The organism is Variovorax sp. 160MFSha2.1, from assembly GCF_048305075.1.
GTDB lineage: Bacteria > Pseudomonadota > Gammaproteobacteria > Burkholderiales > Burkholderiaceae_C > Variovorax > Variovorax guangxiensis.
Genome location: NZ_CP157624.1, coordinates 4,192,153 through 4,212,649 on the forward strand (window position 1 = coordinate 4,192,153; position 20,497 = coordinate 4,212,649).

The following is a 20,497-nucleotide window of genomic DNA, read 5'->3' on the forward strand; positions in this document are numbered from 1 at the left end:
CGGGCCCGAGGTTCCGCTCGTTGAATTGCATCGATAAATTGAATGGAGACAAGAATGTCATTGAACATTGCCGATGAAATGGCTTCACGCTGGACGCCTGTCGAATCGAGCCCGGCCATGAAGCAAGCTCTCGAAGGATTGCCTTCGGGCTGGAAGACCCGTCGACTGGCCCCGTCGCTCGGTCTGGAGTTGCAGGATCTGTTTCTGCCGGATCTCGATGACGACGGCATCGCCAGGATTCGTGCACTGCTGCTGGCTTTCCGGGTGCTGGTCATCCGGCGCCAGCCTGTCTCCCCCGCGCAGCATGTGGCGTTTGCCCGGAAGTTCGGCGATCTCGAGACGCAGAATCCGCTGCTGGCCGCCAACGCGGATTTTCCCGAGCTTGTTCAACTCAAGGCTTCCAGGGAAAAGAAGGGAGCCGAGAACCTCTTTCACTCCGACACCGCGTTCTACGAGAAACCCTCGATGGGTTCGATTCTTCGTTGCATCAAGTGCCCGGAAGTTGGAGGAGACACCATCTTCTGCAACATGGTTCAGGCCTATGCCGGGTTGCCGGAGGAGGTCAAGCGCAAGATCGACGGCATGGTGGCAGTCAACGACGTCAATGTCGCGTTGTTCAAGAAGATGGATCCGAACGAACGCGCCGCGCATCGGGATCGGCATCGCGCCGTGGAACACCCGGTGGTCATCACGCACCCTGAAACCGGGGAGTCGATCCTGTACGTGAACGAAATCCACACCACGCACATCGCCAACTACCGGGAAGTCCTGGGCTCGGATTGGGGCATGGATACCCCGACCCAGATTCGCGAACTGTTCGACCTGCTCGTGCGCCAGGCCAAGATCCCGGAATACCAGGTGCGCGTGCACTGGGAGCCGGACACGATCGTCTTCTGGGACAACCGGGCGGTCCAGCACTACGCGGTGTCCGACTACTACCCCTCGGAACGCCACATGATGCGCGCGACCATCATTGGCGATGTTCCGAGGCGGGTTCGATAGCGAACAGACAGGTCCGCCTCTGTTGCGAACATCGGCCCCGTCCGGAAGCGTTCGCTCTGCATCGAATTCACAACGTGTGCCGTGAAGCGCTCGCCATCAGTCGCAGGTTCTGCACTGCCGCGCCCGCGGCCCCCTTCCCCAGGTTATCGAGAACCGCGCCCAGGACGATCTGACCCGTGCGCTCATTGCACGCAACGGCCAGGCTCATGTCGTTCGAGCCGTTGTGGACCTGCGGGTCGAGCTCGGTCATCGGCACGGCAGGCGACATCGGCAGCACATGCACATGCGCCGCATCGCGGTATCGCTGCGCAAGGCATTCGTGGATGCGCATACCCGAGACATCGGAGGGAAGCATTCGCGCGTGCAATCCGATGGTGAGCACGATGCCCTGCCGGTAGCTGCCATAGGCCGGCACGAAGATGGGCCGCTGCGTCAGGCCGGCGTAGGTCTCCATTTCGGCCACGTGCTTGTGCTCGAGTGCAAGGCCGTAAACCTTCAACGAATGCGCTGCCGCCCCGGCCTCGTGCGCTTCCGCCCCCGCCCTGCCCTGGCCGGAATAGCCCGAGACCGCATGGATGACAAGCGGATAGTCGGCGGGCAGGAGGCCCGCATCCGTCAACGGTCGCAGCAGGGCAACCGCGGCGGTGGGATAGCAGCCCGGATTCGTGACCCGCGCTGCCGAGGCAATGCGTTCGCCCTGCCGTGCATCGAGCTCGGGCAGGCCGTAGACCCAGCCCGGGCTGGTGCGGTGAGCCGAGCTGGCGTCGATCACGCGCACCGAAGGGTTCTCGATCATCGCCACCGCATCGCGCGCCGCTGAATCGGGCAGGCAAAGGATGGCGATGTCGCACTCGTTGAGAGCAGCCCGTCGGGCGGCCGCGTCCTTGCGCAGGTTCGCCGGCAATGTGTGGACGCGGAATTCCCCACCCCGGAGCCGGTTCTGCAGGTCAAGGCCGGTGGTGCCCTGATCGCCGTCGATGAAGATCTTGAGGTCCATGGAGCGCGATCGTAGGCATCCGACCTCGATGGCTCCAGCTAAATATATGGAACCCACGATTAAGAAAAGTTAAATTTGCGCCATGCGAGAACTGAGCCTCGACCATCTGCGCACCCTTGTCGCCATCGCCGACCTCGGCTCCCTGGCCAACGCCGCGCGCGCCCTTCACCTGGCGGCACCTACGGTCACCGTCCAGATCGCTGAGCTGGAGTCGCGCCTGGGTGGCCAGTTGCTCGTTCGAGGGCGGGGGCCCGCGCAGGCAACCGCCCTGGGAGAGCGCTTCATCGCGCGTGCCCGCAGGCTGCTGGCCGACGCGGACGAAGCAGTGGAGGACGTCCGACGCCAGCTCGCGGGCCAGACGGGTCGTGTGCGGGTGGGTGCCTCGACGGGTGCCATCGCGCATCTGCTGCCGCCCGCGCTCGGACGCCTCGCCCGCAACCATCCCGGCATCGACGTGAACGTGCAGGTGCTGACCTCCAACGAGAGCATGGCCCGGCTCGCCGCAGGCAGCCTGGACCTGGCGGTCGTGGCGCTGCCGCAGGCGCCCGTGCGGGGCGTCCATGTCACGCCCCTGCGGCGCGAGGCGGTCGTCGCCTTCCTGCCGGCAGGCTGGAAGGCACCGAGGCGGCTGACCCCGCAGTGGCTGGCCCAGCAGGCGCTGATCATGAACGACTCCTCCACGCGTCTCTACAGGCTCACCGCGGAATGGTTCTCCGCGGCAGGCGTCCATTGCCGGCCGCGCATCGAGCTCAACTACAACGACGCGATCAAAACGCTGGTTGCCGCGGGCTACGGCGCAGCGCTGCTGCCGGAGGAATCGCAACAGAGCGCGCGCGACCCTCGCATCGCGGTGCGCCCGCTCAGCCCGGCCCTGTGGCGGCAGCTCGGCCTCGCGGTCAGCGACCGGGGCGCCAGCGGACCGACGCGTTTCGTCATGAACGCCTTGCTGCCTGAAAAGGGGGCAGCTGGCTGAAGGCTGAATACCCGGTCAGACGGGGATAATTCTGAAAATCTTTGTACTCACCGCCCGCAACCGCTATCGCTATGCCTTCGGGAATCAGGTTTTCGAACATGCCGGCCAAGCTTGACCAGCATCCGCAGCGGCAACGGAGGCCGGGACGCATGGTCCGGTTCAGCCTCGGGCTGCAAATTCAAGCATGAACCTGCGACAGATCGAGGTGTTCCGCGCGGTGATGATCACCGGCTCCGTAAGCGGCGCGGCGCGGCTGCTTCACGTATCCATTCCTGCCGTCAGCCGGCTGCTCTCGCATACCGAGAGCCGGCTGGGCTTTCTGCTTTTCGAGCGCGTGAAGGGGCGCCTGCATGCCACAGCGGAGGCGCGGCGGCTGTATCTGGAGGTCGAGCAAGTCTATGGCGGCGTGCAGCGCATCGGCAGCCTTTCGCACGAGCTTGCGCTGCGGCGACGCAGCCTGCTGAGCATTCTTTCGAGCCCCAGCATCGGGCAGACGCTGGTGCCGCAGGCGATCGCGCAGTTGCGCAACGCCATGCCCGACGTGCAGGTTCATTTCCACTGCCTCACGCATGAGGCGCTGAAGGAACGCATCCTGCAGCAGCGGGCCGACCTGGGCATTTCCACCTTTCCGGTCGACCATCCGAACCTTGCGACGAGGCCGCTGGCGAGCAGCCGGCTGATGTGCATCTGCCCACGCAGCCATCCGCTGGCCGCGTTCGAAGAAGTCGGCCTCGACGAACTGCTGCCCCACGAGTTCATCGGCTATCCGCACGGCTCGCCGCTGGGCCTGCGCATCGACCAGATGTTCGAGACGCGCGATGCCGCGCCGCGCATCAGCGTGGAGGTCACCTCGCCGCAGTACGCCTGCTCGCTGGTGCATGCCGGGGCCGGCATCGCGCTGGTGGACGAGTACTCGCTGCAGGGCTGGCTCGGGTCGTCTTTCAAGGCGATACCGGTGCGCGACGCGCTGCCCATCGTGGCCGACCTGGTGTACCTGCAGACCGAGCCCCTGTCGCCAGCGGCGCAGGCGCTGCTGCGCGCATTGCACAGCGTGCTGCTGCAGCGCGGGCTGGCCTTGCCGCTCGCGGACGACGACGAGATCCTGCGCTGACGAGCCCGGGGGCGCCGCGCCCCCTTTTCCCTTCTTCTCCGCCCGTTGCGGCGACCCCCATCCGATGCCTCCGCGCCCTGCCCCGGTGCAGGCGCGCGCGTGCGCACCACCGGAAGGCGGACCTTTAGCGTGTTGTTAAACCCGAGCGACAAATCGTCATTCGACGCCGTGGGCACCGCTTCGAATAATCGATCGCACCAGTCACACGGCTGCAACGAAGAAGGTTCAGATGACATCGCGCCCCGGCACTCCCCCACGTTTTCTCGGCCTTGCGGTCGCCCAGATGGGCCCCGTCCATCTGTCCGACAGCCGCGAGTCGGTGGTGGCCCGGCTGGTCGACATGCTGCGCCAGGCCCACAGCCGCGGCGCGGAGTTCGTGACCTTCCCCGAGCTTGCGCTCACCACCTTCTTTCCGCGCTACTGGATGAGCGAAGAAGAAGCCCATGAGCGCTTCTTCGAGCGCAGCATGCCCGGCCCGGCGACGCAGCCGCTCTTCGACGAGGCCCGCAGGCTCGGCGTGGGCTTCTACCTCGGCTACGCGGAACTCACCGAGGACGGGCGCGGCTTCAATTCGGCGGTGATCGTGGGGCGCGACGGCAGCATCGCGGGCCGCTACCGCAAGATCCACCTGCCGGGCCATTCGGAGCACAAGCCCGAGGCACCCTTCCAGCATCTGGAGAAGAAGTTCTTCGAGGTCGGCGACCTGGGCTTCCGCGCCTTCGACACCGACGGCGTGCGCATGGGCATGTGCCTGTGCAACGACCGCCGTTGGCCCGAGACCTACCGCGTGATGGCGCTGCAGGGCGCCGAAGTGGTGGTGCTCGGCTACAACACGCCCTCGCTCAACATCCACTGGAACGAGCCGGTGCACCTGCGCACCACCACGCACCTGATCTCGCTGCAGGCCAACGCCTACCAGAACGGCATCTGGGTGGCGGCTGCAGCCAAGTGCGGGTCGGAGGACGGCCACCACATGATCGGCAGCTCCGTGATCGTGGCGCCCAGCGGCGAGATCGTGGCGCGCACGGTGAGCGAGGAAGACGAGGTCATCTGCGTGCGCGCCGACCTTGCGCTGGGCGCGCACTTCCGCGAGCACGTCTTCAACTTCGCCAAGCACCGCCGGCCGGAGCACTACCGGCTGATCGTCGAGCGCACCGGCGCCGGAGATCCGCTGCCATGAGCGGGCAGCAGCACCCCCCATTCGCGCCGAGGGCGCTGGGCATCCTCGGCGGCATGGGGCCGCTGGCGGGCGCGACCTTCGCGCTGCGGATGGTGCAGCTGACAGAGGCTGCCGTCGACCAGGACCACATTCCGACGATCTTGTGCAACGACCCTCGCATCCCCGATCGTTCGAGCGCCATGCTCCAGGGCGGCGAGAGCCCGCTGCCCGCCATGCAGCGCGGCATCCGCCTGCTGGAGGCGGCGGGCGCTGGCTGCATCGCCGTGCCCTGCAACACCGCGCATCTCTGGTTCGACGACCTGAAAGGCGCGACCCGGCTGCCGGTGCTGAACATCGCCGAGGCGGTGGTGCAGAACCTGCGGCGCCACAGTGTCGTGCAAGGCAAGGTGGGCGTGCTCGGCACGCCGGCCACGCTGGCGCTCGGCCTGTACCAGCGAGCGCTGGAGCAGGCGGGGTACGAGGCGATCGTTCCCGAAGCTGACGACGTGCAACGCCACTGCGTAGCGTCCATCGCGGCGGTCAAGGCCGGGCAGATCGATGCCGCCTGGGAGCCGGCCGCACAAGGCATCCGCGCGCTGGTCGCACGCGGCGCGCAGGCCGTGGTGCTCGGCTGTACCGAGCTGCCATTGGCGGTTCCGCACCACCGGCGCGGCGCGTTCGACTGCGTGATCACGGACTCCATCGACGCGCTGGCGCTGGCCGCGATCGCGCACTGCCGCCAGCAGCACTGAGGCGGCCTCCCCTTTTCGCCTCCTTTTCCACTTCCACGAAAGACCCTTCCGATGATCCATCGCAAGTTCTCCCGCCCGATGGCCGTGCTGGCCGCCGCCTTCGGCCTGCTGGCAGCTTCGGCCCCGACGTGGGCCGCCTGGCCCGACCGCCCCATCACCTTCGTCGTGCCCTCGGCGGCCGGCGGCTCGCCCGACGTGCTCTCGCGGCTGGTGACCAACGAGGTCTCCAAGTCGCTCGGCGTGCCGGTGGTCATCGAGAACCGCCCCGGCGCAGCAGGCAACATCGGCATCCTGCAGATCAAGAGCAAGCCGGCCGACGGCTACACCATCGGCTACGGCAACGTGAACACGCTGGCGGTCAACCGCACGCTGTTCAAGAAGCTGCCTTACGACGTGGACCACGACCTGATGCCGGTGGCGCAGGCCTTCGACCTCTACAACGTGCTGATCGTGCCCAAGGACTCGCCCATCCAGGACGTGGCCGGGCTGGTGGCCACAGCGCGCAAGCAGCCGGGCAAGCTGTCCTTCGGCGCCCCCGGCATCGGCACCACGGGCCACATGGGCGGCGAACTGTTCCGCAGCATGGCCGGCATCGACGTGCTCTTCGTGCCCTACAACGGCGGCCCCGCCGCGCTGCAGGACCTGATGGGCGGCCGCATCGACTACCTGTTCGCCAACTCTTCCGAGGTCGGCCCGCTGGTCTCGTCCGGACGGGTGCGCGCGCTCGCGGTTAGCAGCGCCAAGCGCATCGCGCTGCTGCCGAACGTACCCACGCTGGACGAAGCGGGCATCAAAGGCTACGAGACGGTGGCCTGGGGCGGCGTGGTCGCGCCACGCGGAACGCCGCGCGAGGTGATCGAGAAGCTCAACGCCGCAATCAACGCAGCGCTGGCCACCCCCAGCGTGCGCGAGGGCCTCGCCAAGCTCGGCGCCGTGCCGGCCGGCGGCACGCCCGCCGACTTCCAGCGCACCATCGACCGCGAGACCAAGCGCTGGGGCGAGCTGATCGAGCGCAACCGCATCGAGAAGCTCGACTGATGGCGGACCTCGCGACCCCATCCGCGCAACAACAATTGCTGCTGCGCGGCGGCACGGTGATCGACGGCAGCGGCGCCCCGCCGCGCCGCGCGGACGTGCTGATCGAGGGCGACACCATCGCGGACATCCTGCCGCCAGGCAGCGAGATCGCTGGCGCCGGAGTCGTCGAACTCGACGGCCTGGCCCTGGCGCCCGGCTTCATCGACTCCCACACCCACGACGACGGCTACCTGCTGGCGCATCCGGACATGGTGCCCAAGGTTTCGCAGGGCGTGACCACGGTGGTGACCGGCAACTGCGGCGTGAGCCTCGCGCCCGTGCCGCCCGGCAGCCCCCTGCCCCAGCCGCTCGACCTGCTGGGGCCGCCCGAGCTGTTCCGCTACGCGAGCTTCTCCTCCTGGATGGACGCGCTGCGGCAGACGCCCGCGGCGGTCAACGTGATTCCCCTCGTGGGCCACGCCAGCCTGCGGGTGAGCGCGATGGACGACCTGCAGCGGGCCGCGACGGCGGAAGAATGCGACACCATGCGGCAGTTGCTCGCCGAAGCGCTGGACGCCGGCGCGTTCGGCATGTCCACCGGCACCTTCTACCCGCCCGCGCAGCACGCCACCACGCAGGAGATCATCGACATCGGCGAAACCATGCGGGGGCGAGGAGGCATGGTCTATGCGGTGCACCTGCGCGACGAATCCGACCGGATCGACGAGGCGATCGAAGAAGCCCTGGAGATCGGGCGCGCGCTGACCGCGCGCGTCGTGTTCTCGCACCACAAGCTGGCGGGCGAGCGCAACCATGGCAGGTCGACGCAGACCCTCTCGCGCATCGACGAGGCCGGCGCGATGCAGCCTGTCTGCCTCGACTGCCACCCCTACCCGGCCACCTCGACCATGCTGCGGCTCGACCGCGTGCGGCTGGCGAGCCGCACGCTCATCGCATGGTCGAAGAACGAGCCGTCCGCGCAGGGGCGCGACTTCGCGGACCTGCAGCGCGAATGGGGGCTGGACGACGAGGCCATGCTGCAGCGGCTCGCACCCGCGGGCGCCATCTACTTCCTGATGGACGAGCGCGACGTGGAGCGCATCCTGGCGCACCCGCGCACCATGGTCGGCTCCGACGGGCTGCCCTTCGATCCGCATCCGCACCCGCGCCAATGGGGCACCTTCACGCGCGTGCTGTCGCGGCTGGTTCGCGACAAGGGACTGCTCACGCTGGAAGCCGCCGTCCACAAGATGACCGGCCTGGCCGCGAGCAACTACGGACTAGTCGACAGGGGCCTGCTGCGCCCGGGCCTGCGGGCCGACCTGGTGGCCTTCGATGCACAGCGCGTGACGGACCTCGCCACCTTCGACAACCCCGTGCAGGCAAGCCGGGGCATCGAGGGCGTGTGGGTCAACGGGCAGCGGGTCTGGGACGGGCAGCGCCCCACCGGCCTGCGGCCGGGCAAGGTGCTGCAGCGGCACTGATCCGGGACCTCCCTTTCTCTCTCCCTCCTCTGTTCCCCTCCTTCAAAACCGTCGAATCATGAACCCCAAGAAAATCGCCTTGACGTTTCTGACCGCCATCGGCCTCCTCGGAGGCGCCGGGCATGCCATCGCGCAGGCCCCGGCCAAGCCCAACGTGGTGATCCTGGCCACCGGCGGCACCATCGCCAGCCGGGGCGCCGACAGCCTGGCGCTCACCGACTACGGCCTGAGCAAAGGGCTGCAGCCCGTGGGCGTCGAAGCACTGGTGACCGCCGTTCCCGAGATCCAGAAGTTTGCCAACATCACGGGCGAGCAGATCTTCAATGTCGGCAGCTCCAAGCTGAGCATCGACAACTGGCTGACGCTGGCGAAGCGCACCAACGAGATCCTCGCGTCGAAGAACGTGGACGGCGTCGTCATCACCCACGGCACCGACACGCTGGAAGAAACCGCCTACTTCCTCAACCTGGTGGTCAAGAGCGCCAAGCCCGTGGTGATCGTGGGCTCCATGCGCCCCAGCACCGGCATGAGCGCGGACGGCCCGCTGAACCTGGTCAACGCGGTCGCACTGGCCGCGAGCCCCAGCGCCCGGGACAAGGGCGTGATGGTGAGCATGAACGAGGTCATCAGCAGCGCGTTCAGCGTGACCAAGACCAACACCACCAACGTCGCCACCTTCAAGAGCCTGGACGGCGGTGACCTGGGCTACATGCAGAACTCCACGCCCTACTTCGTCGCGCAACCGCTGAAGCGGCACACCGTGCACAGCGAGTTCGACGTGTCGAACCTGCAGAAGCTGCCGCGCGTGGACATCAACTACACGACGCTAGGCTCCGACGGCGTGCTGGTCGACGCCGCAGTCGCGGCCGGCGCGAAGGGCATCGTCAACGCGGGCGTCGGCCATGCGAACATGCCCGACGTCACGCTGCAGAGCCTGAAGGCCGCGCGCCAGAAGGGCGTGGCCATCGTCGTCGGGTCGCGCGCCATGAGCGGCATCGTGACCCCGGTCGGTCAGTTCACCGAAGCCGGCTTCGTGACATCGATGATGCACACGACGCAGAAGGCGCGGATCCTCCTGATGCTCGGTCTGACGAAGACGAACGATCCGAAGGAGCTTCAGCGGATGTTCGAGGAGTATTGAGCGATTGCAGCGGCTGGAGGCCGGCTCAGGTCCAGTTCGCCTCCACCCAGTTGCGCACCTTCGCCCACTCGGGCGAGTTCTTGATGTAGTCCTGCGTCGCGCTCACCAGCTCGCCGACGTTCTTGTAGTCGTCCAGCCCGAAGGGCTGGGCCAGCGGCACGTTGCCGCGCATGTAGTTGCCGCCGAGCATCTGGCCGGCCTGGATCGCCGCCAGTTCGGCGGTGGCGTCCATGGTGAGGTTGAGCAGCGCAGTCGCCGGCACCGTGCCATCGCTGAAGGGCCACAGCCAGTGCGTGACGCCCCAGTCCAGCGGATTCGACACCGAGCTTGGCGAGATGCCCACCGGGTTCACGCCGGTGCCGAGCGAGAGCATCAGGATGTCGGACGTGCCGCTCGCGTAGCCCTGGTAGATCGCCTCCACCATCGCCGTCATCGACGGGTTGTTGGCGAAGGTGCCGCCATCGGCGAAGTAGCCGTAGCTGCCCACCTGGTACGGAGGGAAGTAGGTCGGCGCGGCCGAGGTGGCCAGCGCGGCGTCCACCATGCTGATGCCGCGATAGGCATTGCTCGGGCCGTTGGAGATGGTGCAGGGCTCCCAGCTGTTCTGGCTCGGGTCCCACAGCCGCGCGGAGTTGACGGCCACGAAGCGGCTCGCCGACGACAGCGGGCCGCTGCCCACCAGCTGCTGCGCGACCGACTGCAGGCCGGTGTTGACGTACTGGCACTCGAAGATGCCCGGGCCGCTGCCCAGCAGTTCTGCCGTCGACTGCGCCGGGGCCCTGTCCTGCTGCCTGGCCTGCGCGTCCAGCAGCCAGCCGTTGGGCTTGAAGATGGTGGCGCCGTCGTTCTCGTAGACGTTCACGATGTCGCCGATGGCCACGCCGTTCACCAGCCCCAGCGAGATCAGCCCGCCGGTGGACGTGCCGGCAAAGCCGTTCGCGCCCGCGACGATGCCGAAGCTCTTGTCCAGGTCCTGGATCAACAGCGCCGTGATGACGCCACGAATGCCGCCGCCGTCGCAGCAGAGAATCTTGAAAGACATGCCGTGCTCCTTGCTCGAGTGGATGGATGGATGAATGGACGCAAGGCGCCCTCTTTCCATCGAAGGCGCCGGGACTTTCAATGCGGGGGTTTGCCGATGCGATGAAGTGATCGTTCCCCACGCCGAACGATCGATAGCCACGGATCTCAGGGCGGAATGTGGGTCAATTCGCGGGGCGGTGCATCACTTGAACAAGTGAGGTTCGGCCTCTCTACAGCAGTCTCCATACAAAGAAAGTCGTCATTCCTCCGCTTCGGCTTCGCGAGCGATTCAGCCTTCGCCGTTGCCGGGCAGCTTGGCGATCACCTTGATCTCGAACTTGAAGCCATAGAGCCACGTCACGCCGATGCCGGTCAGCGTGGGATGCGGCGCATCGCCCCAGAACTCCGGCACGATCTTCCAGGCCTTCTCGAAGTTCGCCTCGGGGTCGACGATGAAGACGGTGACGTCCACCACGTCGTCGAAGGTGCAGCCGGCGGCGCCCAGCACCGCGTTCAGGTTCTTGAAGGCGAGCCGCACCTGCGCTTCGAGGTCGGGCTCGGGCGAGCCGTCCTCGCGGCTGCCGACCTGCCCCGACACGAACAGGAATCCGTTGGAGCGGACTGCGGGCGAATAACGGTTCTTTTCGTAGAGCGCCTGGCGCCCGGGCGGGAAGACGACGTCGCGTTTGGCCATGGAATGCTTTCCTTTCTCTCTTCTTCAATGAATGCGATGAAGGGACTTTAGGAATTCGCGCCGCGCCGATAAACGGGCAATGCAGACAATGACTGTTTGGGGAATCCAAACAATCGGCAACTCAGGAACAGCACCATGGACCGTTTCGATGCAATGCAGGCCTTCGCCCGCGTAGTGGAAGCAGGCAGCTTCACCAAGGCGGCCGAGACGCTTCACACGAGCAAGACCAGCGTGACCCAGCTGGTGCAGCAGCTCGAAGCGAGGCTGCGCGTGAAGCTGCTCAACCGGACCACGCGCAAGGTCGGCCTCACGGCCGACGGCGCGGCCTACTACGAGCGCGTGGTGCGCCTGCTGGCGGACATGGACGACGCCGAGACCAGCCTCTCGGGCGCATCGGCTTCTCCTAGAGGCCGCCTGCGCGTGGACGTGCCCAGCCCACTGGCCCGCATGATCCTGGTGCCGGCGCTGCCCGCGTTCCACGCGCGCTACCCCGACATCCAGCTCGACATGGGCGTGAGCGACCGCATGGTCGACCTGATCGGCGAGAACGTCGATTGCGTGGTGCGCGGCGGCGAACTCACCGACCAGTCGCTCATGGCGCGCCGCGTGGGCGAGCTGCAGCTGGGCGTGTATGCCGCGCCCAGCTACCTGGAGCGCGCCGGCACGCCCTCCGATCCACGCGAACTGGAAGACACGCACCACCGCATCGTCGGCTTCCTGTGGTCGCGCAACGGCAAGACCTTTCCGTACGCCATGTACCGCGATGGCGAACGCATCGAGGTGCAGGGGCGGTACGTGCTATCGGTCGACGACGGCAACGCGTATCTCGCGGCTGGGTTGGCGGGTCTTGGAGTGCTCTGGCTGCCCGACTACATGGCGAAGGTGCATCTGCCCAGCGGCGAGCTGGTGCCGCTCTTCGAGGGCTGGAGCTTCGACCCGATGCCGCTGTACGTGGCGTTTCCGCCGAACCGGCATGTCAGCGCGAAGCTGCGGGTGTTCATCGATTGGGTGGCGGAGCTGATGGCGCGGCATGCGCCGGTTGCGGGCCGGCCCCTGCGCTCGGGGCCGGCGAGAAGCCGCTGAGACAGAAGAAGAGGAAGAAAGAATCTTCTTCAGGACGCCGGCACCGGCGTGACCTTGCGGATCAGATTGTTGAACGTGTCGGCGATGTACAGCGTTCCGTCGGCGTCCACGACCACGCCATAGGGCTGCTTGAACCTGGCGGCGGAGCCTATGCCGTTCTGCGCTCCGGTCATTCCCGCCTGGCCGGCCAGCGTGGAGACCACGCCCGCTCGCGTGATCCTGCGCAGAAGATTGTTGCCCGTGTCGGCCACGTAGACGTTGCCGTCGCCGTCCAGCGCGACGCCGCCCGGCGCATTGAAGGAAGCGGTATCGCCGGGGCCGTCGGCCGAGCCGCTCGTGCCGGAGCCGGCGAGAGTCGTGACGACGCCACCGGGCGTGATCTTGCGGATCCGGTTGTTGCGGCTGTCCGCGGCGTAGAGGTTGCCGTCCTTGTCCATCGCCATGCTGTAGAGCCCGCTGAAGAGGGCCGCAGCGCCGGTGCCGTCGGCGAAACCCGGCAGGTTCGGGGTGCCGGCGATGGTGGTGACGTCGCGGGCGGGGGTGATCTTGCGGATGACGTGGCTGTAGTACTCGCTCACGTAGATGTTGCCGGTGGCATCGCGGACCAATCCCGCCGGACCCGCGAACGAAGCGGCGGTGCCGTTGCCATCGAGCGTCCTTCTCGCGCCGTCGCCCGCGAAGGTGGTCACGTCGGCCGACGGCGTGATCTTGCGGATTCGATTGCCGCTGAGTTCGGTCGCGTAGATGTTGCCGTCGACGTCCAGCGCGATGCCGCCCAGGCCGTCGAAGTACGCGGCCGGGCCGTTGCCGTCCACCGGGCCATTGAAGCTGCCCCCGCCCGCGATGGTCGTGGTCTCGCCCGCAGGCGTGATCTTGCGCAGGAGCCCCGTTTGCACATCGGAGACGAACAGGTTCCTGTCCTTGTCGAAGACGATGCCGTAGGGCAGCGAGAACGACGCGGCAGTGCCGGCGCCGACCGCGGAGCCCGCGGCGCCGGAGCCGGCGAACACCGACACCTGGGCCTGTGCCGCCGAACAGGCGACCGCGACGTCGGCCACGTCGGCCGAAACCTTGCCGCTGCCCTTTGTCACGGTGCAGAACTGCCAAAGCGGCTGGGTGCGCACGCTGACCTCGTAGGCCGAGCCTTCGGCGATCGCGGTCGCAAAAGTGAAATTGCCGTCGGCCGTGAGCTTCAGGTCGTCACCCGCGTTGTTCTGGAGCACCACGCTGCCGGCAAGGCCGCTGACGGTGCCGCCGACCGTGTGCTTCACGACGACGGGGGGTTCCGGCGTCTGGGCCGATGGAACGGATGGCACGAAGGGTACGAAGCCCGTTGCGCCACCACCTCCGCCGCCACCGCCGCAGGAGGCCAGCAGCACGATTGCGCCAGCCACGGCGCCGCGGCGCCCACAAGAACTCACTCTATTCAGGAACATCCTCTGCCTCTTTGGTTTTCTGCGGATTCGCACAAACAGGAAAGCGCGAATCCATCTGTCGCCGGGCCCTCCAGCTGGCCTGGACGTATCAGATTGTTAGATCTTGTTATCTTTTTGACTCATCTGCCATAGCCGAAATTGGGTATGGCGCGCGCCAGCCCTCGATGCCTACCGGATTCCGTAGAAATGACGGATTGGCGCAAACCGGGGGCCCACTGGAGCGGGCACTGGAGGAAAATCCATTGCATACAAAGGCAATAACACCTCCCAGCGCCATGAAGACACTCGACGAACTCTTTGCCAATGACGAGTCGCTCCCCACTGTTCCGAGGGTGGTGTCCGACCTGATGGAGATGCTGAGGGACGACGACGTGTCCTTCTCGGCGGTCGCTCACCGCATCGAACTCGACCAGGTGCTGGCGGCCAAGGTGCTGCAGATGATCAATTCGCCGCTCTTCGGGCTGCGGCGCAAGATTTCCTCGATACAGGGCGCGATCCTGATGCTCGGGCTCTCGGCGATCCGCTCGGTGGTGGTGAGTTCGGGCCTGGCGGGCGCCTTCAGGAAGGTGGAAGGCGTCAGCCTTCCGGCCTTCTGGGCGCACAGCCTGCGCGTGGCTTCGGCTTCGCGGTATCTGGCTTCCAAGACCCGGCTCGTCGACCCCAACCTGGCCTTCACCGCGGGCAGCATGCATGCGATCGGCCACCTGATCATGGCCCAGGCGATGCCGGGCCGGATCGCCGCGCTGAACGCCCTCCATCCCTTCGAGGCGCTGGGGCGCGCGCAGCTGGAGCTGGTCGAGTTCGGCTACCACTACGGCGACGTGAGCGCCTCGCTGGCGCAGCGCTGGGGCTTCGCGCCCGACCTGGTCGGCGGGCTTTCGAGCTTCGTGAACCCCGACAAGTCGGAGCATGCCGACGCACTCGGCGGCGTTCTGCACCTGGCCGTGTGGCGCGTGGCGCTGGAGCGCCAGGGCGTGGACCTGGGCAATCTGGGCGGCGTCTGGCCGAGCCAGTCGGCCATCGCTGCCGGCATCACCGAAGACATCGTCCAGGAAATGCCTGCGCCGCGCGAACTGGCGGCGGAACTCGAATCGATGATCGCCTGACGGCGGCGCCGTCGGCCTTCACGAAGTCTTCGAGGTCTGCGCGGCGACCACCTCGCGCAACCGCTGGTGCTCGGCACCATCCCACACAACCGGCTGCTGGTTCTTCGCGCGCAGATAGTGGTGCGAGAACACCGGCAGATAGGCTTCGAGCGTCTGCCCTGCCGCATGCTCGCCCGCCAGGTTCAGGCACATCGCGGCGACCTCGCTGGTGCAGAAGTGGTCTTCGCGGCCCGAGTTGCGCAGCTTGTACTGCGTGATCTGCTCCGGGCGAAGGCTCAGCACCGGTAGCCGGTCGAGGTACGGGCTCCTGCGGAACATCTTGCGCGCCTCGGCCCAGGTCGCGTCGAACAGGATGAAGAGCGGGCGCTTCGCAGCGGGCTGTTCCACGCCCAGCACCACCCGCTCCGGCTGCGCGTACTGTCCCGGAAACACCACGTAGGGCTGCCATTGCGGATCGTTCAGCAGCGCCAGCAGCGCAGGATCGACCTCGGTGCGGGCCCAGCCGAAGGCGAAGGTGTCGGCCACCACGTCGGCGACCAGCCAGCCGGTGTTGGTGGGCTTGAGCGGCTCGATGTCCGCCATGATCAGGCAGACGCCCGCGCGCGTTGCGACCGACGGGCGGATGGCGCACATGCAGTGGCTGGGCACCAGCCGGCAGCCCGCACAACGCTCGCGCTTGAAGCCGCCACGGGCAAGAAAAGGCTTGGCGCTTCGCGCCAGCCGTGCGGCGCGAAGAAGGGAAACGGCGTGAGGCATGCGGGAATTCTCGGCGGTGTTGCAGCCCGCCCTGCGATCAGGCTGAAGGGGCGTCCCGGTCGATGCCGGCGACCAGCTCCTGAAGCCACGCCCGATGGGCGCTGAAGCTGCCCAGTTGTTCCTCGAAAGCTTCCCTCGCCGTCAGATACCGCTCCAGGAAGCGGAATCCGACCACTCCGGCGGCGTCGCGCAGCACTTCATCGGACAGGTCGCATTCGTAGAGGAAGTCGAAGCGCGTCGCCCAGAACCCCTGCTCGGTGCCGGCGACCCTTTCGAAGTCCTGAGGCAATTCGATGCTGAACTCGATGAACTCCAGGCTGCCCTCCGCTGCCCGGAGGCCGCAGACCCTGCTGCCGTGGTCCCACAGCGGAACCAGCGTGGGCCCTTCGGGCACGTCCGCGCCGTTGTAGACGTAGAACGGCGGTCCCAGGCAGGAGTCCCGCAACGCCTCGTGGATGCACCGGCCGGCAGCCAGCTGCATCAGCGGGGCGGATGCTCCGAGCCGTTGCAGCTCGGACATTCGCAGGTGTTCGGCGATCACGGCCATGTTTCTTTCCCGATCCGTCCTGTATCAGCCCGGATCATGGCTCATGCCGCCTTGGAGCCGACGCCGCTAGAGCAGCCGCAAGTCCTTCGGCGCCACGCCCTCGAACACCCGCCCCAGCTGCGCCGGCGACAGCCCGTACATCCGCTGGAACAACCCGCCGAACACCGCCCGGTACTCGTTGAGCACTGGATAGTCGCGGTTCTGGAACAGCGTCGCCTGCGTCAGCGCCTGCTGCTCGCCCACCACGCGCCCGCCGGCCTGCGCCGAGAGGCCGCCGCCGAGCACCCAGTAGACGGTGCCGTGGCCGTGGTCGGTGCCGCGGTTGCCGTTTTCGCGGAAGGTGCGGCCGAACTCGCTGATGACGACCACCACGGTCTGGCGCCATGCGTCGTCGCCCATCTCCTGCGCGAAGCCGGCGACGCCCCGGCCCAGTTCTTCGAAACGGTTGGCGAGGTAGCCGGTGGCGCCGCCCTGCCCCACGTGGGTGTCCCAGCCGCCGACGTCGACGAAGCCGAGGTCGAAGCGGTCGCGCATCAGCAGCGCCATGCGGCGCGCCACCAACTCGAAGCCCTTGGCGGTCATGGCATTGCGGCTGGCGGCGTCCATCTCGGCCTGCACCGCGCGCATGACCTCGTCGCGCACCTGGAAGCCCTCGGCCACCGGCTGGGCCAGCGTGGTATTGCGGTACATGGACGCGATGACCTGGCTCTGCCGCGCGTCGATGCCCGAACGCGCATTGCCGGCCAGCGCCATGTTGGCGGCCTTGGCGTTGCCGCGCATCGAGATCGGCAGCTGGTCGGTGAAGGCGATGGGCGACACGTCGGTGACGGGCCCCGCGCCGAGCACGCCGGCCAGCCGGTTGAGAAAGCCCGAGCGGTAGTCGCGGCGCTTGTCGAGCGCCTGCCCGAGCTCGATGGAGTCCTGCGTCTCGAAGTGGCTGCGCGTGAGGTCGTCGGTGCCCGCGAAGGCGATGAAGGACGCCTGCTTCTGCTGGAACATCGGCAGCACGCTCTGCGCCAGCGCGGGGTGCAGGCCCCAGCTGCCGTCCAGCGGCAGCGCGCCATTGGGCGAACCGGGCCGTGCGATGGCGATGTTGGGACGCGAGGCGTAGTAGAAGTCGCTGGCCGTGGGCACGAGCAGGTTGCAGCAGTCGTAGGCGCCGCGCAGGAACACGACCAGCAGCTTGGTGCCTTCGGCGGCCGGCGCGGCCATCACGCTGGCGGCGGTGCCCGCGAACGGCACGGCAGCCGCGAGTTTCAGGAGTTCTCGACGTTGCATGACGGATGCCTTCTTCCTTGCTGTTCTATCGCCGCATCAGCTCGGGCGAGGCCAGCAGGAAGGTATTCCACTCCTGCGGGTTCTTCGCCTGCGCCAGTGCCTCGCGCGTGTCCGCGCTCATGCCGGCCTGCATCGTGCGCACCGCGCGCGAATCGGCCAGCGGGGGGAACGTGGGCTTCTCCAGCGGCGCCTTGTCGTCCGCGCGGAACAGCACCGCGCCGTTCGCGCCGATGGCGCGCGCGATCTCGAAGCGGGTGTTCATCTGCCCCGCGCTGGCCCAGGCCGCCTCGTTGAGCGGATAGCCGTCGGGCGTCTCGTGGCCGTAGAGCTGCTCGCCCATGCGGTTGATCCAGCCGAGCATCGGGTTCACGTTGGTGACCACGCGGTCGTCGTACGCGAGGCGCACGCCGGCCATCACGTAGTGCACCGGGTCGCGGAACTTGCGGCCCAGCGAAGCCGAGAACTCGGGTGACTCGAACAGCGCCTTCAGCGTGACGGCGATGTCGCCGTCGCTGCGCGTGAAGGCTGCAGCCATGCGGTCGACCAGTGCCTGCGGCGGATCGTCGGCGACGAAGTACACGGCCAGCTTGCGCGAGACGAAGCGCGCGGTGGCCGGCGCGCGAGCGAGGCGGTCGAGCGCCTCGTCGACCTCGGCCAGCCCGCGGCTCTGGATGGGCTGGCCCAGCAGCGTCTTCGGGCCGTAGTCGTGCCGGTTCGGGTTGAACTCGAAGAGGCCCTTGCGCACGTAGTCGGCGCGTAGGTTGGGCCGCACGTTCGGCGGCGGCGCGTCGAGCGGCTGGTAGCTCACGCCCACGCCGGTGAGCACGCGTGCCAGCTCCTGCACGTCGGCCTGCGAATAGCCGCCACCGACGCCCAGCGTGTGCAGCTCCATCAGCTCGCGCGCGTAGTTCTCGTTGATGCGGTTGGCGGCGTTCTGCGCGTTGTCGAGGTAGCGCAGCATCGCCGGGTGGTGCAGCGTGGCGCCGAGCAGGTCGCGGAACCTGCCGAGCGCGTGAGGGCGGATGGCGTTCTCTTCATAGTCGCCCACCATCGCGCGGATGTTGTCCTTGCGCAGGTTGACGTTGAAGTGGTTCATCCAGAACCAGGTCATCTGCTCCTGCAGTTGGTTGGGTGAGTAGAGGGCGCGCAGCACGAAGCGCTGCTGCGCCTCGCGCACCAGCGCGTTGAGGTGCTGCTGGTAGGCCTGCCGCGCGGCCTTCTTCTGGTCTTCGTCGGGCAGCGCATCGGCCGCCTTGCGCTGCGCGTCGAGCCCGGTGACGAGCTGGTCGAGCGGCGTGCGCGAGATTTCCATCGCGTCGATCTGCGCCTGCGCAGCCGCAGGCAGCGGCGCGGGGCGCGGGTTGAGCTGGTCGCGCATCCACAGCGGGAGGCCGCGCTTCGCGAGTTGCGCGTCGCTGCTCGCATTGGCACCCCAGCTCACGCGGTCGAGCCAGCGCAGCCGCGTGGCCTCGTCCACCTGCTGCGAGGGCAGCGACACCGAAACCATGGGCCGATGGTCCCCCGGCGCGCTCGCGCACGCGGCGAGCAGCGCCAGCGCGCATGCGCCGAGCGCCATCGACACATGCTGCGCGGGCCGGGAGAAGACCGGCGAAGCGGCGGCCGGCACCGCCTTCACTCCCTGCGCAGATCGTGGCGGCGCACGTCGCCGATGGCGTGCTGCGCGGTGGAAAGCGCGAGGTCGACATGCTCGAGGCCGCGCTGCTGATACGGCCGCGAGCGCGGGTCGTCTTCCTCGCGCGCCACATCGGAATGAACCTTGCGCAACAGGTCGACCGCCGCGTGCAGGCGGCCTTCGCGCGGCAGCCATGCATCGGTGGGCTCGCGCCATTCGACGGGCTTGCCGTCGAGCCATGCGGCGTGCTGCAGGTCGCCGATGGCGGCGTGGATCTCGTCGATCACCACCTGCTCGTCGCGCGAGACCTGTCCGTCCTCGGGGCGGCGGTGCTCCACTTTCCAGGCCGCGGTGCGCAGGTCGGACAAGGCGTGGAGATAGAACGGGTGCCTGCCGTATTCGTCCGCCAGTGCAGGCAGCGAAGCCGCGGCCAAAAGAGCGAATAAGGGGGCGAGCGCGGCGATTAGGCTTTTCTTCTTCATCTTCGGGGCTCCTGTGTGACAGTGGTTCAGGGACGCCTCCTCAACCGCCGGAGCCCGCTTCGGGTTGACGGTCTTTACCGTCGTAACGCTGCGCAAAGCTGGCGCCTAAGCGCCAGCTAAGTCAGGCTGTGGCAAGGCCCGAAGGTGCAGCACCCGCGATCTGGCGCAGGGCCCGCTCGAACACTTCGACGGGCTGGCCGCCTGAAATGAGATGCCGGTCGTTGATGATGATCGCGGGCACCGAGTGGATGCCGGCGTCGGTGTACATGCGCTCGCGTTCGCGGGTTTCCTGCGCGAACTCGTCGCTGTCCAGTATCTGCCGGGCACGGGCCGCGTCGAGCCCCGCTTCGGTGGCGGCACGCACCAGCACCTCGTGGTCGGAAGGGTTCTGGCTGTCGGTGAAGTAGGCCTTCAGCAGCAGCTTCTTGAGCGCCGCCTGCTTGGCCGGGCTTTCCAGCTCGGCCCAGTGCAGCAGGCGATGGGCATCGAAGGTGTTGTAGACGCGCGGACGGCCTTCGGGGCTGAACTCGAAACCAACAGCCGCGCCGCGCTGGCGGATCATCTCGCGCGACTGCGCCTGCTGCTCGCGCGTGGAGCCGTATTTCTGGTTGAGGTGCTCGAAGGTGTCCTGGCCTTCGGGCGGCATCTGCGGGTTCAGCTCGAAGGGCTGGAAGTGCAGGTCCGCGGTGATCTCCGGAGCCACCTTCCCGAGCGCCGCCTCGAGCGAACTCAGGCCGATGGCGCACCAGGGACAGGACACGTCGGAGACGAAGTCGATCTTGAGGCGGGAGGGGGAGGATGTGGAGGTCATGGCGCCATTCTT

Annotated in this window: 20 protein-coding genes; 10 read left to right on the forward strand and 10 right to left on the reverse strand. The window is 67.5% G+C overall.

Translation table 11 applies throughout. The features are described 5' to 3' along the window. The first annotated feature begins 54 nt into the window (after positions 1-54). The gene (locus tag ABL838_RS19060; protein WP_418121488.1) at positions 55-1,002 is read left to right on the forward strand and encodes a TauD/TfdA dioxygenase family protein; all 948 of its coding nucleotides are present in this window, start codon (positions 55-57) and stop codon (positions 1,000-1,002) included. Between the two features lie 67 nt (positions 1,003-1,069). Here ABL838_RS19060 and argC read toward each other — a convergent pair whose 3' ends face one another. Further along, positions 1,070-1,999, reverse strand: coding sequence for an N-acetyl-gamma-glutamyl-phosphate reductase (argC, locus tag ABL838_RS19065; RefSeq protein WP_418121489.1), 930 nt, complete (start codon positions 1,997-1,999; stop codon positions 1,070-1,072). Between the two features lie 82 nt (positions 2,000-2,081). On the opposite strand from argC, the gene ABL838_RS19070 reads away from it, so the two are divergent. The 7 genes from ABL838_RS19070 to ABL838_RS19100 all read left to right on the forward strand — a co-directional run bounded on the left by ABL838_RS19070 (position 2,082) and on the right by ABL838_RS19100 (position 9,636). After that, positions 2,082-2,972, forward strand: coding sequence for a LysR family transcriptional regulator (locus ABL838_RS19070; protein WP_418121490.1), 891 nt, complete (start codon positions 2,082-2,084; stop codon positions 2,970-2,972). Between the two features lie 184 nt (positions 2,973-3,156). Further along, positions 3,157-4,083 (forward strand): LysR family transcriptional regulator, encoded by a 927-nt coding sequence (locus ABL838_RS19075; protein WP_126021892.1) that lies wholly within the window; start codon positions 3,157-3,159, stop codon positions 4,081-4,083. Positions 4,084-4,312: 229 nt separating this feature from the next. Then, a complete protein-coding gene (locus ABL838_RS19080; RefSeq protein WP_418116910.1) occupies positions 4,313-5,263 on the forward strand; it encodes an N-carbamoyl-D-amino-acid hydrolase in 951 nt (316 codons plus the stop codon). Then, positions 5,260-5,994 carry an aspartate/glutamate racemase family protein gene (locus ABL838_RS19085; protein ID WP_418121491.1) on the forward strand — a complete coding sequence of 245 codons (735 nt, stop codon included), beginning with the start codon at positions 5,260-5,262 and terminating at the stop codon, positions 5,992-5,994. Before ABL838_RS19080 ends, ABL838_RS19085 begins: the two co-directional genes overlap by 4 nt. Before the next feature lie 51 nt (positions 5,995-6,045). Continuing rightward, entirely contained in the window at positions 6,046-7,032 is a 987-nt protein-coding gene (locus ABL838_RS19090) for a Bug family tripartite tricarboxylate transporter substrate binding protein (protein ID WP_184636863.1), read from the forward strand. After that, the gene (locus tag ABL838_RS19095; RefSeq protein ID WP_418121492.1) at positions 7,032-8,495 is read left to right on the forward strand and encodes an N-acyl-D-amino-acid deacylase family protein; all 1,464 of its coding nucleotides are present in this window, start codon (positions 7,032-7,034) and stop codon (positions 8,493-8,495) included. The genes ABL838_RS19090 and ABL838_RS19095 overlap by 1 nt, the downstream gene beginning before the upstream one ends. A gap of 58 nt (positions 8,496-8,553) precedes the next feature. Beyond that, positions 8,554-9,636: a type II asparaginase gene (locus ABL838_RS19100; RefSeq protein WP_126021887.1), complete on the forward strand. Its 1,083-nt coding sequence runs from the start codon at positions 8,554-8,556 to the stop codon at positions 9,634-9,636. A 25-nt stretch (positions 9,637-9,661) separates the two neighbouring features. Here the strand turns inward: ABL838_RS19100 and ABL838_RS19105 are convergent, their stop codons facing one another. Together ABL838_RS19105 and ABL838_RS19110 are read right to left on the reverse strand one after the other, a co-directional pair. Further along, positions 9,662-10,678, reverse strand: a complete 1,017-nt coding sequence (locus tag ABL838_RS19105) for a patatin-like phospholipase family protein (protein WP_418121493.1) — start codon at positions 10,676-10,678, stop codon at positions 9,662-9,664. A gap of 270 nt (positions 10,679-10,948) precedes the next feature. Next, entirely contained in the window at positions 10,949-11,353 is a 405-nt protein-coding gene (locus ABL838_RS19110) for a RidA family protein (protein WP_369661738.1), read from the reverse strand. Positions 11,354-11,488: 135 nt separating this feature from the next. Here ABL838_RS19110 and ABL838_RS19115 point away from each other — a divergent pair, with 135 nt between their 5' ends. Beyond that, positions 11,489-12,436, forward strand: coding sequence for a LysR substrate-binding domain-containing protein (locus tag ABL838_RS19115; protein ID WP_418121494.1), 948 nt, complete (start codon positions 11,489-11,491; stop codon positions 12,434-12,436). Between the two features lie 29 nt (positions 12,437-12,465). On the opposite strand, the gene ABL838_RS19120 is transcribed toward ABL838_RS19115, so the two are convergent. Continuing rightward, positions 12,466-13,830 (reverse strand): NHL repeat-containing protein, encoded by a 1,365-nt coding sequence (locus ABL838_RS19120; RefSeq protein WP_418121495.1) that lies wholly within the window; start codon positions 13,828-13,830, stop codon positions 12,466-12,468. A 317-nt stretch (positions 13,831-14,147) separates the two neighbouring features. Here ABL838_RS19120 and ABL838_RS19125 point away from each other — a divergent pair, with 317 nt between their 5' ends. Beyond that, on the forward strand, positions 14,148-14,978 hold the full coding sequence (locus ABL838_RS19125; protein WP_418121496.1) for an HDOD domain-containing protein: 831 nt from the start codon (positions 14,148-14,150) through the stop codon (positions 14,976-14,978). A gap of 18 nt (positions 14,979-14,996) precedes the next feature. Here the strand turns inward: ABL838_RS19125 and ABL838_RS19130 are convergent, their stop codons facing one another. From ABL838_RS19130 to ABL838_RS19155, 6 genes are all read right to left on the reverse strand, one after another. Further along, positions 14,997-15,734, reverse strand: a complete 738-nt coding sequence (locus ABL838_RS19130) for a tRNA-uridine aminocarboxypropyltransferase (protein WP_418121497.1) — start codon at positions 15,732-15,734, stop codon at positions 14,997-14,999. A 37-nt stretch (positions 15,735-15,771) separates the two neighbouring features. Then, the gene (locus ABL838_RS19135; protein WP_418121498.1) at positions 15,772-16,281 is read right to left on the reverse strand and encodes a hypothetical protein; all 510 of its coding nucleotides are present in this window, start codon (positions 16,279-16,281) and stop codon (positions 15,772-15,774) included. Between the two features lie 66 nt (positions 16,282-16,347). Next, entirely contained in the window at positions 16,348-17,559 is a 1,212-nt protein-coding gene (locus ABL838_RS19140; RefSeq protein ID WP_418121499.1) for a DUF1501 domain-containing protein, read from the reverse strand. Positions 17,560-17,584: 25 nt separating this feature from the next. Beyond that, positions 17,585-19,135, reverse strand: coding sequence for a DUF1800 domain-containing protein (locus ABL838_RS19145; protein ID WP_418125881.1), 1,551 nt, complete (start codon positions 19,133-19,135; stop codon positions 17,585-17,587). Between the two features lie 56 nt (positions 19,136-19,191). Continuing rightward, positions 19,192-19,674 (reverse strand): hypothetical protein, encoded by a 483-nt coding sequence (locus tag ABL838_RS19150; protein ID WP_369661731.1) that lies wholly within the window; start codon positions 19,672-19,674, stop codon positions 19,192-19,194. Between the two features lie 121 nt (positions 19,675-19,795). After that, positions 19,796-20,485 (reverse strand): DsbA family oxidoreductase, encoded by a 690-nt coding sequence (locus tag ABL838_RS19155; protein WP_418121500.1) that lies wholly within the window; start codon positions 20,483-20,485, stop codon positions 19,796-19,798. Between the last annotated feature and the right edge of the window lie 12 nt (positions 20,486-20,497).

Excerpts from the sequence above, each read along its gene's own strand:
- ABL838_RS19060 (WP_418121488.1), top strand. The coding sequence starts at position 55 with ATGTCATTGAACATTGCCGATGAAATGGCTTCACGCTGGACGCCTGTC.
- argC (WP_418121489.1), bottom strand. The coding sequence starts at position 1,999 with ATGGACCTCAAGATCTTCATCGACGGCGATCAGGGCACCACCGGCCTT.
- ABL838_RS19070 (WP_418121490.1), top strand. The coding sequence starts at position 2,082 with ATGCGAGAACTGAGCCTCGACCATCTGCGCACCCTTGTCGCCATCGCC.
- ABL838_RS19075 (WP_126021892.1), top strand. The coding sequence starts at position 3,157 with ATGAACCTGCGACAGATCGAGGTGTTCCGCGCGGTGATGATCACCGGC.
- ABL838_RS19080 (WP_418116910.1), top strand. The coding sequence starts at position 4,313 with ATGACATCGCGCCCCGGCACTCCCCCACGTTTTCTCGGCCTTGCGGTC.
- ABL838_RS19085 (WP_418121491.1), top strand. The coding sequence starts at position 5,260 with ATGAGCGGGCAGCAGCACCCCCCATTCGCGCCGAGGGCGCTGGGCATC.
- ABL838_RS19090 (WP_184636863.1), top strand. The coding sequence starts at position 6,046 with ATGATCCATCGCAAGTTCTCCCGCCCGATGGCCGTGCTGGCCGCCGCC.
- ABL838_RS19095 (WP_418121492.1), top strand. The coding sequence starts at position 7,032 with ATGGCGGACCTCGCGACCCCATCCGCGCAACAACAATTGCTGCTGCGC.
- ABL838_RS19100 (WP_126021887.1), top strand. The coding sequence starts at position 8,554 with ATGAACCCCAAGAAAATCGCCTTGACGTTTCTGACCGCCATCGGCCTC.
- ABL838_RS19105 (WP_418121493.1), bottom strand. The coding sequence starts at position 10,678 with ATGTCTTTCAAGATTCTCTGCTGCGACGGCGGCGGCATTCGTGGCGTC.
- ABL838_RS19110 (WP_369661738.1), bottom strand. The coding sequence starts at position 11,353 with ATGGCCAAACGCGACGTCGTCTTCCCGCCCGGGCGCCAGGCGCTCTAC.
- ABL838_RS19115 (WP_418121494.1), top strand. The coding sequence starts at position 11,489 with ATGGACCGTTTCGATGCAATGCAGGCCTTCGCCCGCGTAGTGGAAGCA.
- ABL838_RS19125 (WP_418121496.1), top strand. The coding sequence starts at position 14,148 with ATGAAGACACTCGACGAACTCTTTGCCAATGACGAGTCGCTCCCCACT.
- ABL838_RS19130 (WP_418121497.1), bottom strand. The coding sequence starts at position 15,734 with ATGCCTCACGCCGTTTCCCTTCTTCGCGCCGCACGGCTGGCGCGAAGC.
- ABL838_RS19135 (WP_418121498.1), bottom strand. The coding sequence starts at position 16,281 with ATGGCCGTGATCGCCGAACACCTGCGAATGTCCGAGCTGCAACGGCTC.
- ABL838_RS19140 (WP_418121499.1), bottom strand. The coding sequence starts at position 17,559 with ATGCAACGTCGAGAACTCCTGAAACTCGCGGCTGCCGTGCCGTTCGCG.
- ABL838_RS19145 (WP_418125881.1), bottom strand. The coding sequence starts at position 19,135 with ATGGCGCTCGGCGCATGCGCGCTGGCGCTGCTCGCCGCGTGCGCGAGC.
- ABL838_RS19150 (WP_369661731.1), bottom strand. The coding sequence starts at position 19,674 with ATGAAGAAGAAAAGCCTAATCGCCGCGCTCGCCCCCTTATTCGCTCTT.
- ABL838_RS19155 (WP_418121500.1), bottom strand. The coding sequence starts at position 20,485 with ATGACCTCCACATCCTCCCCCTCCCGCCTCAAGATCGACTTCGTCTCC.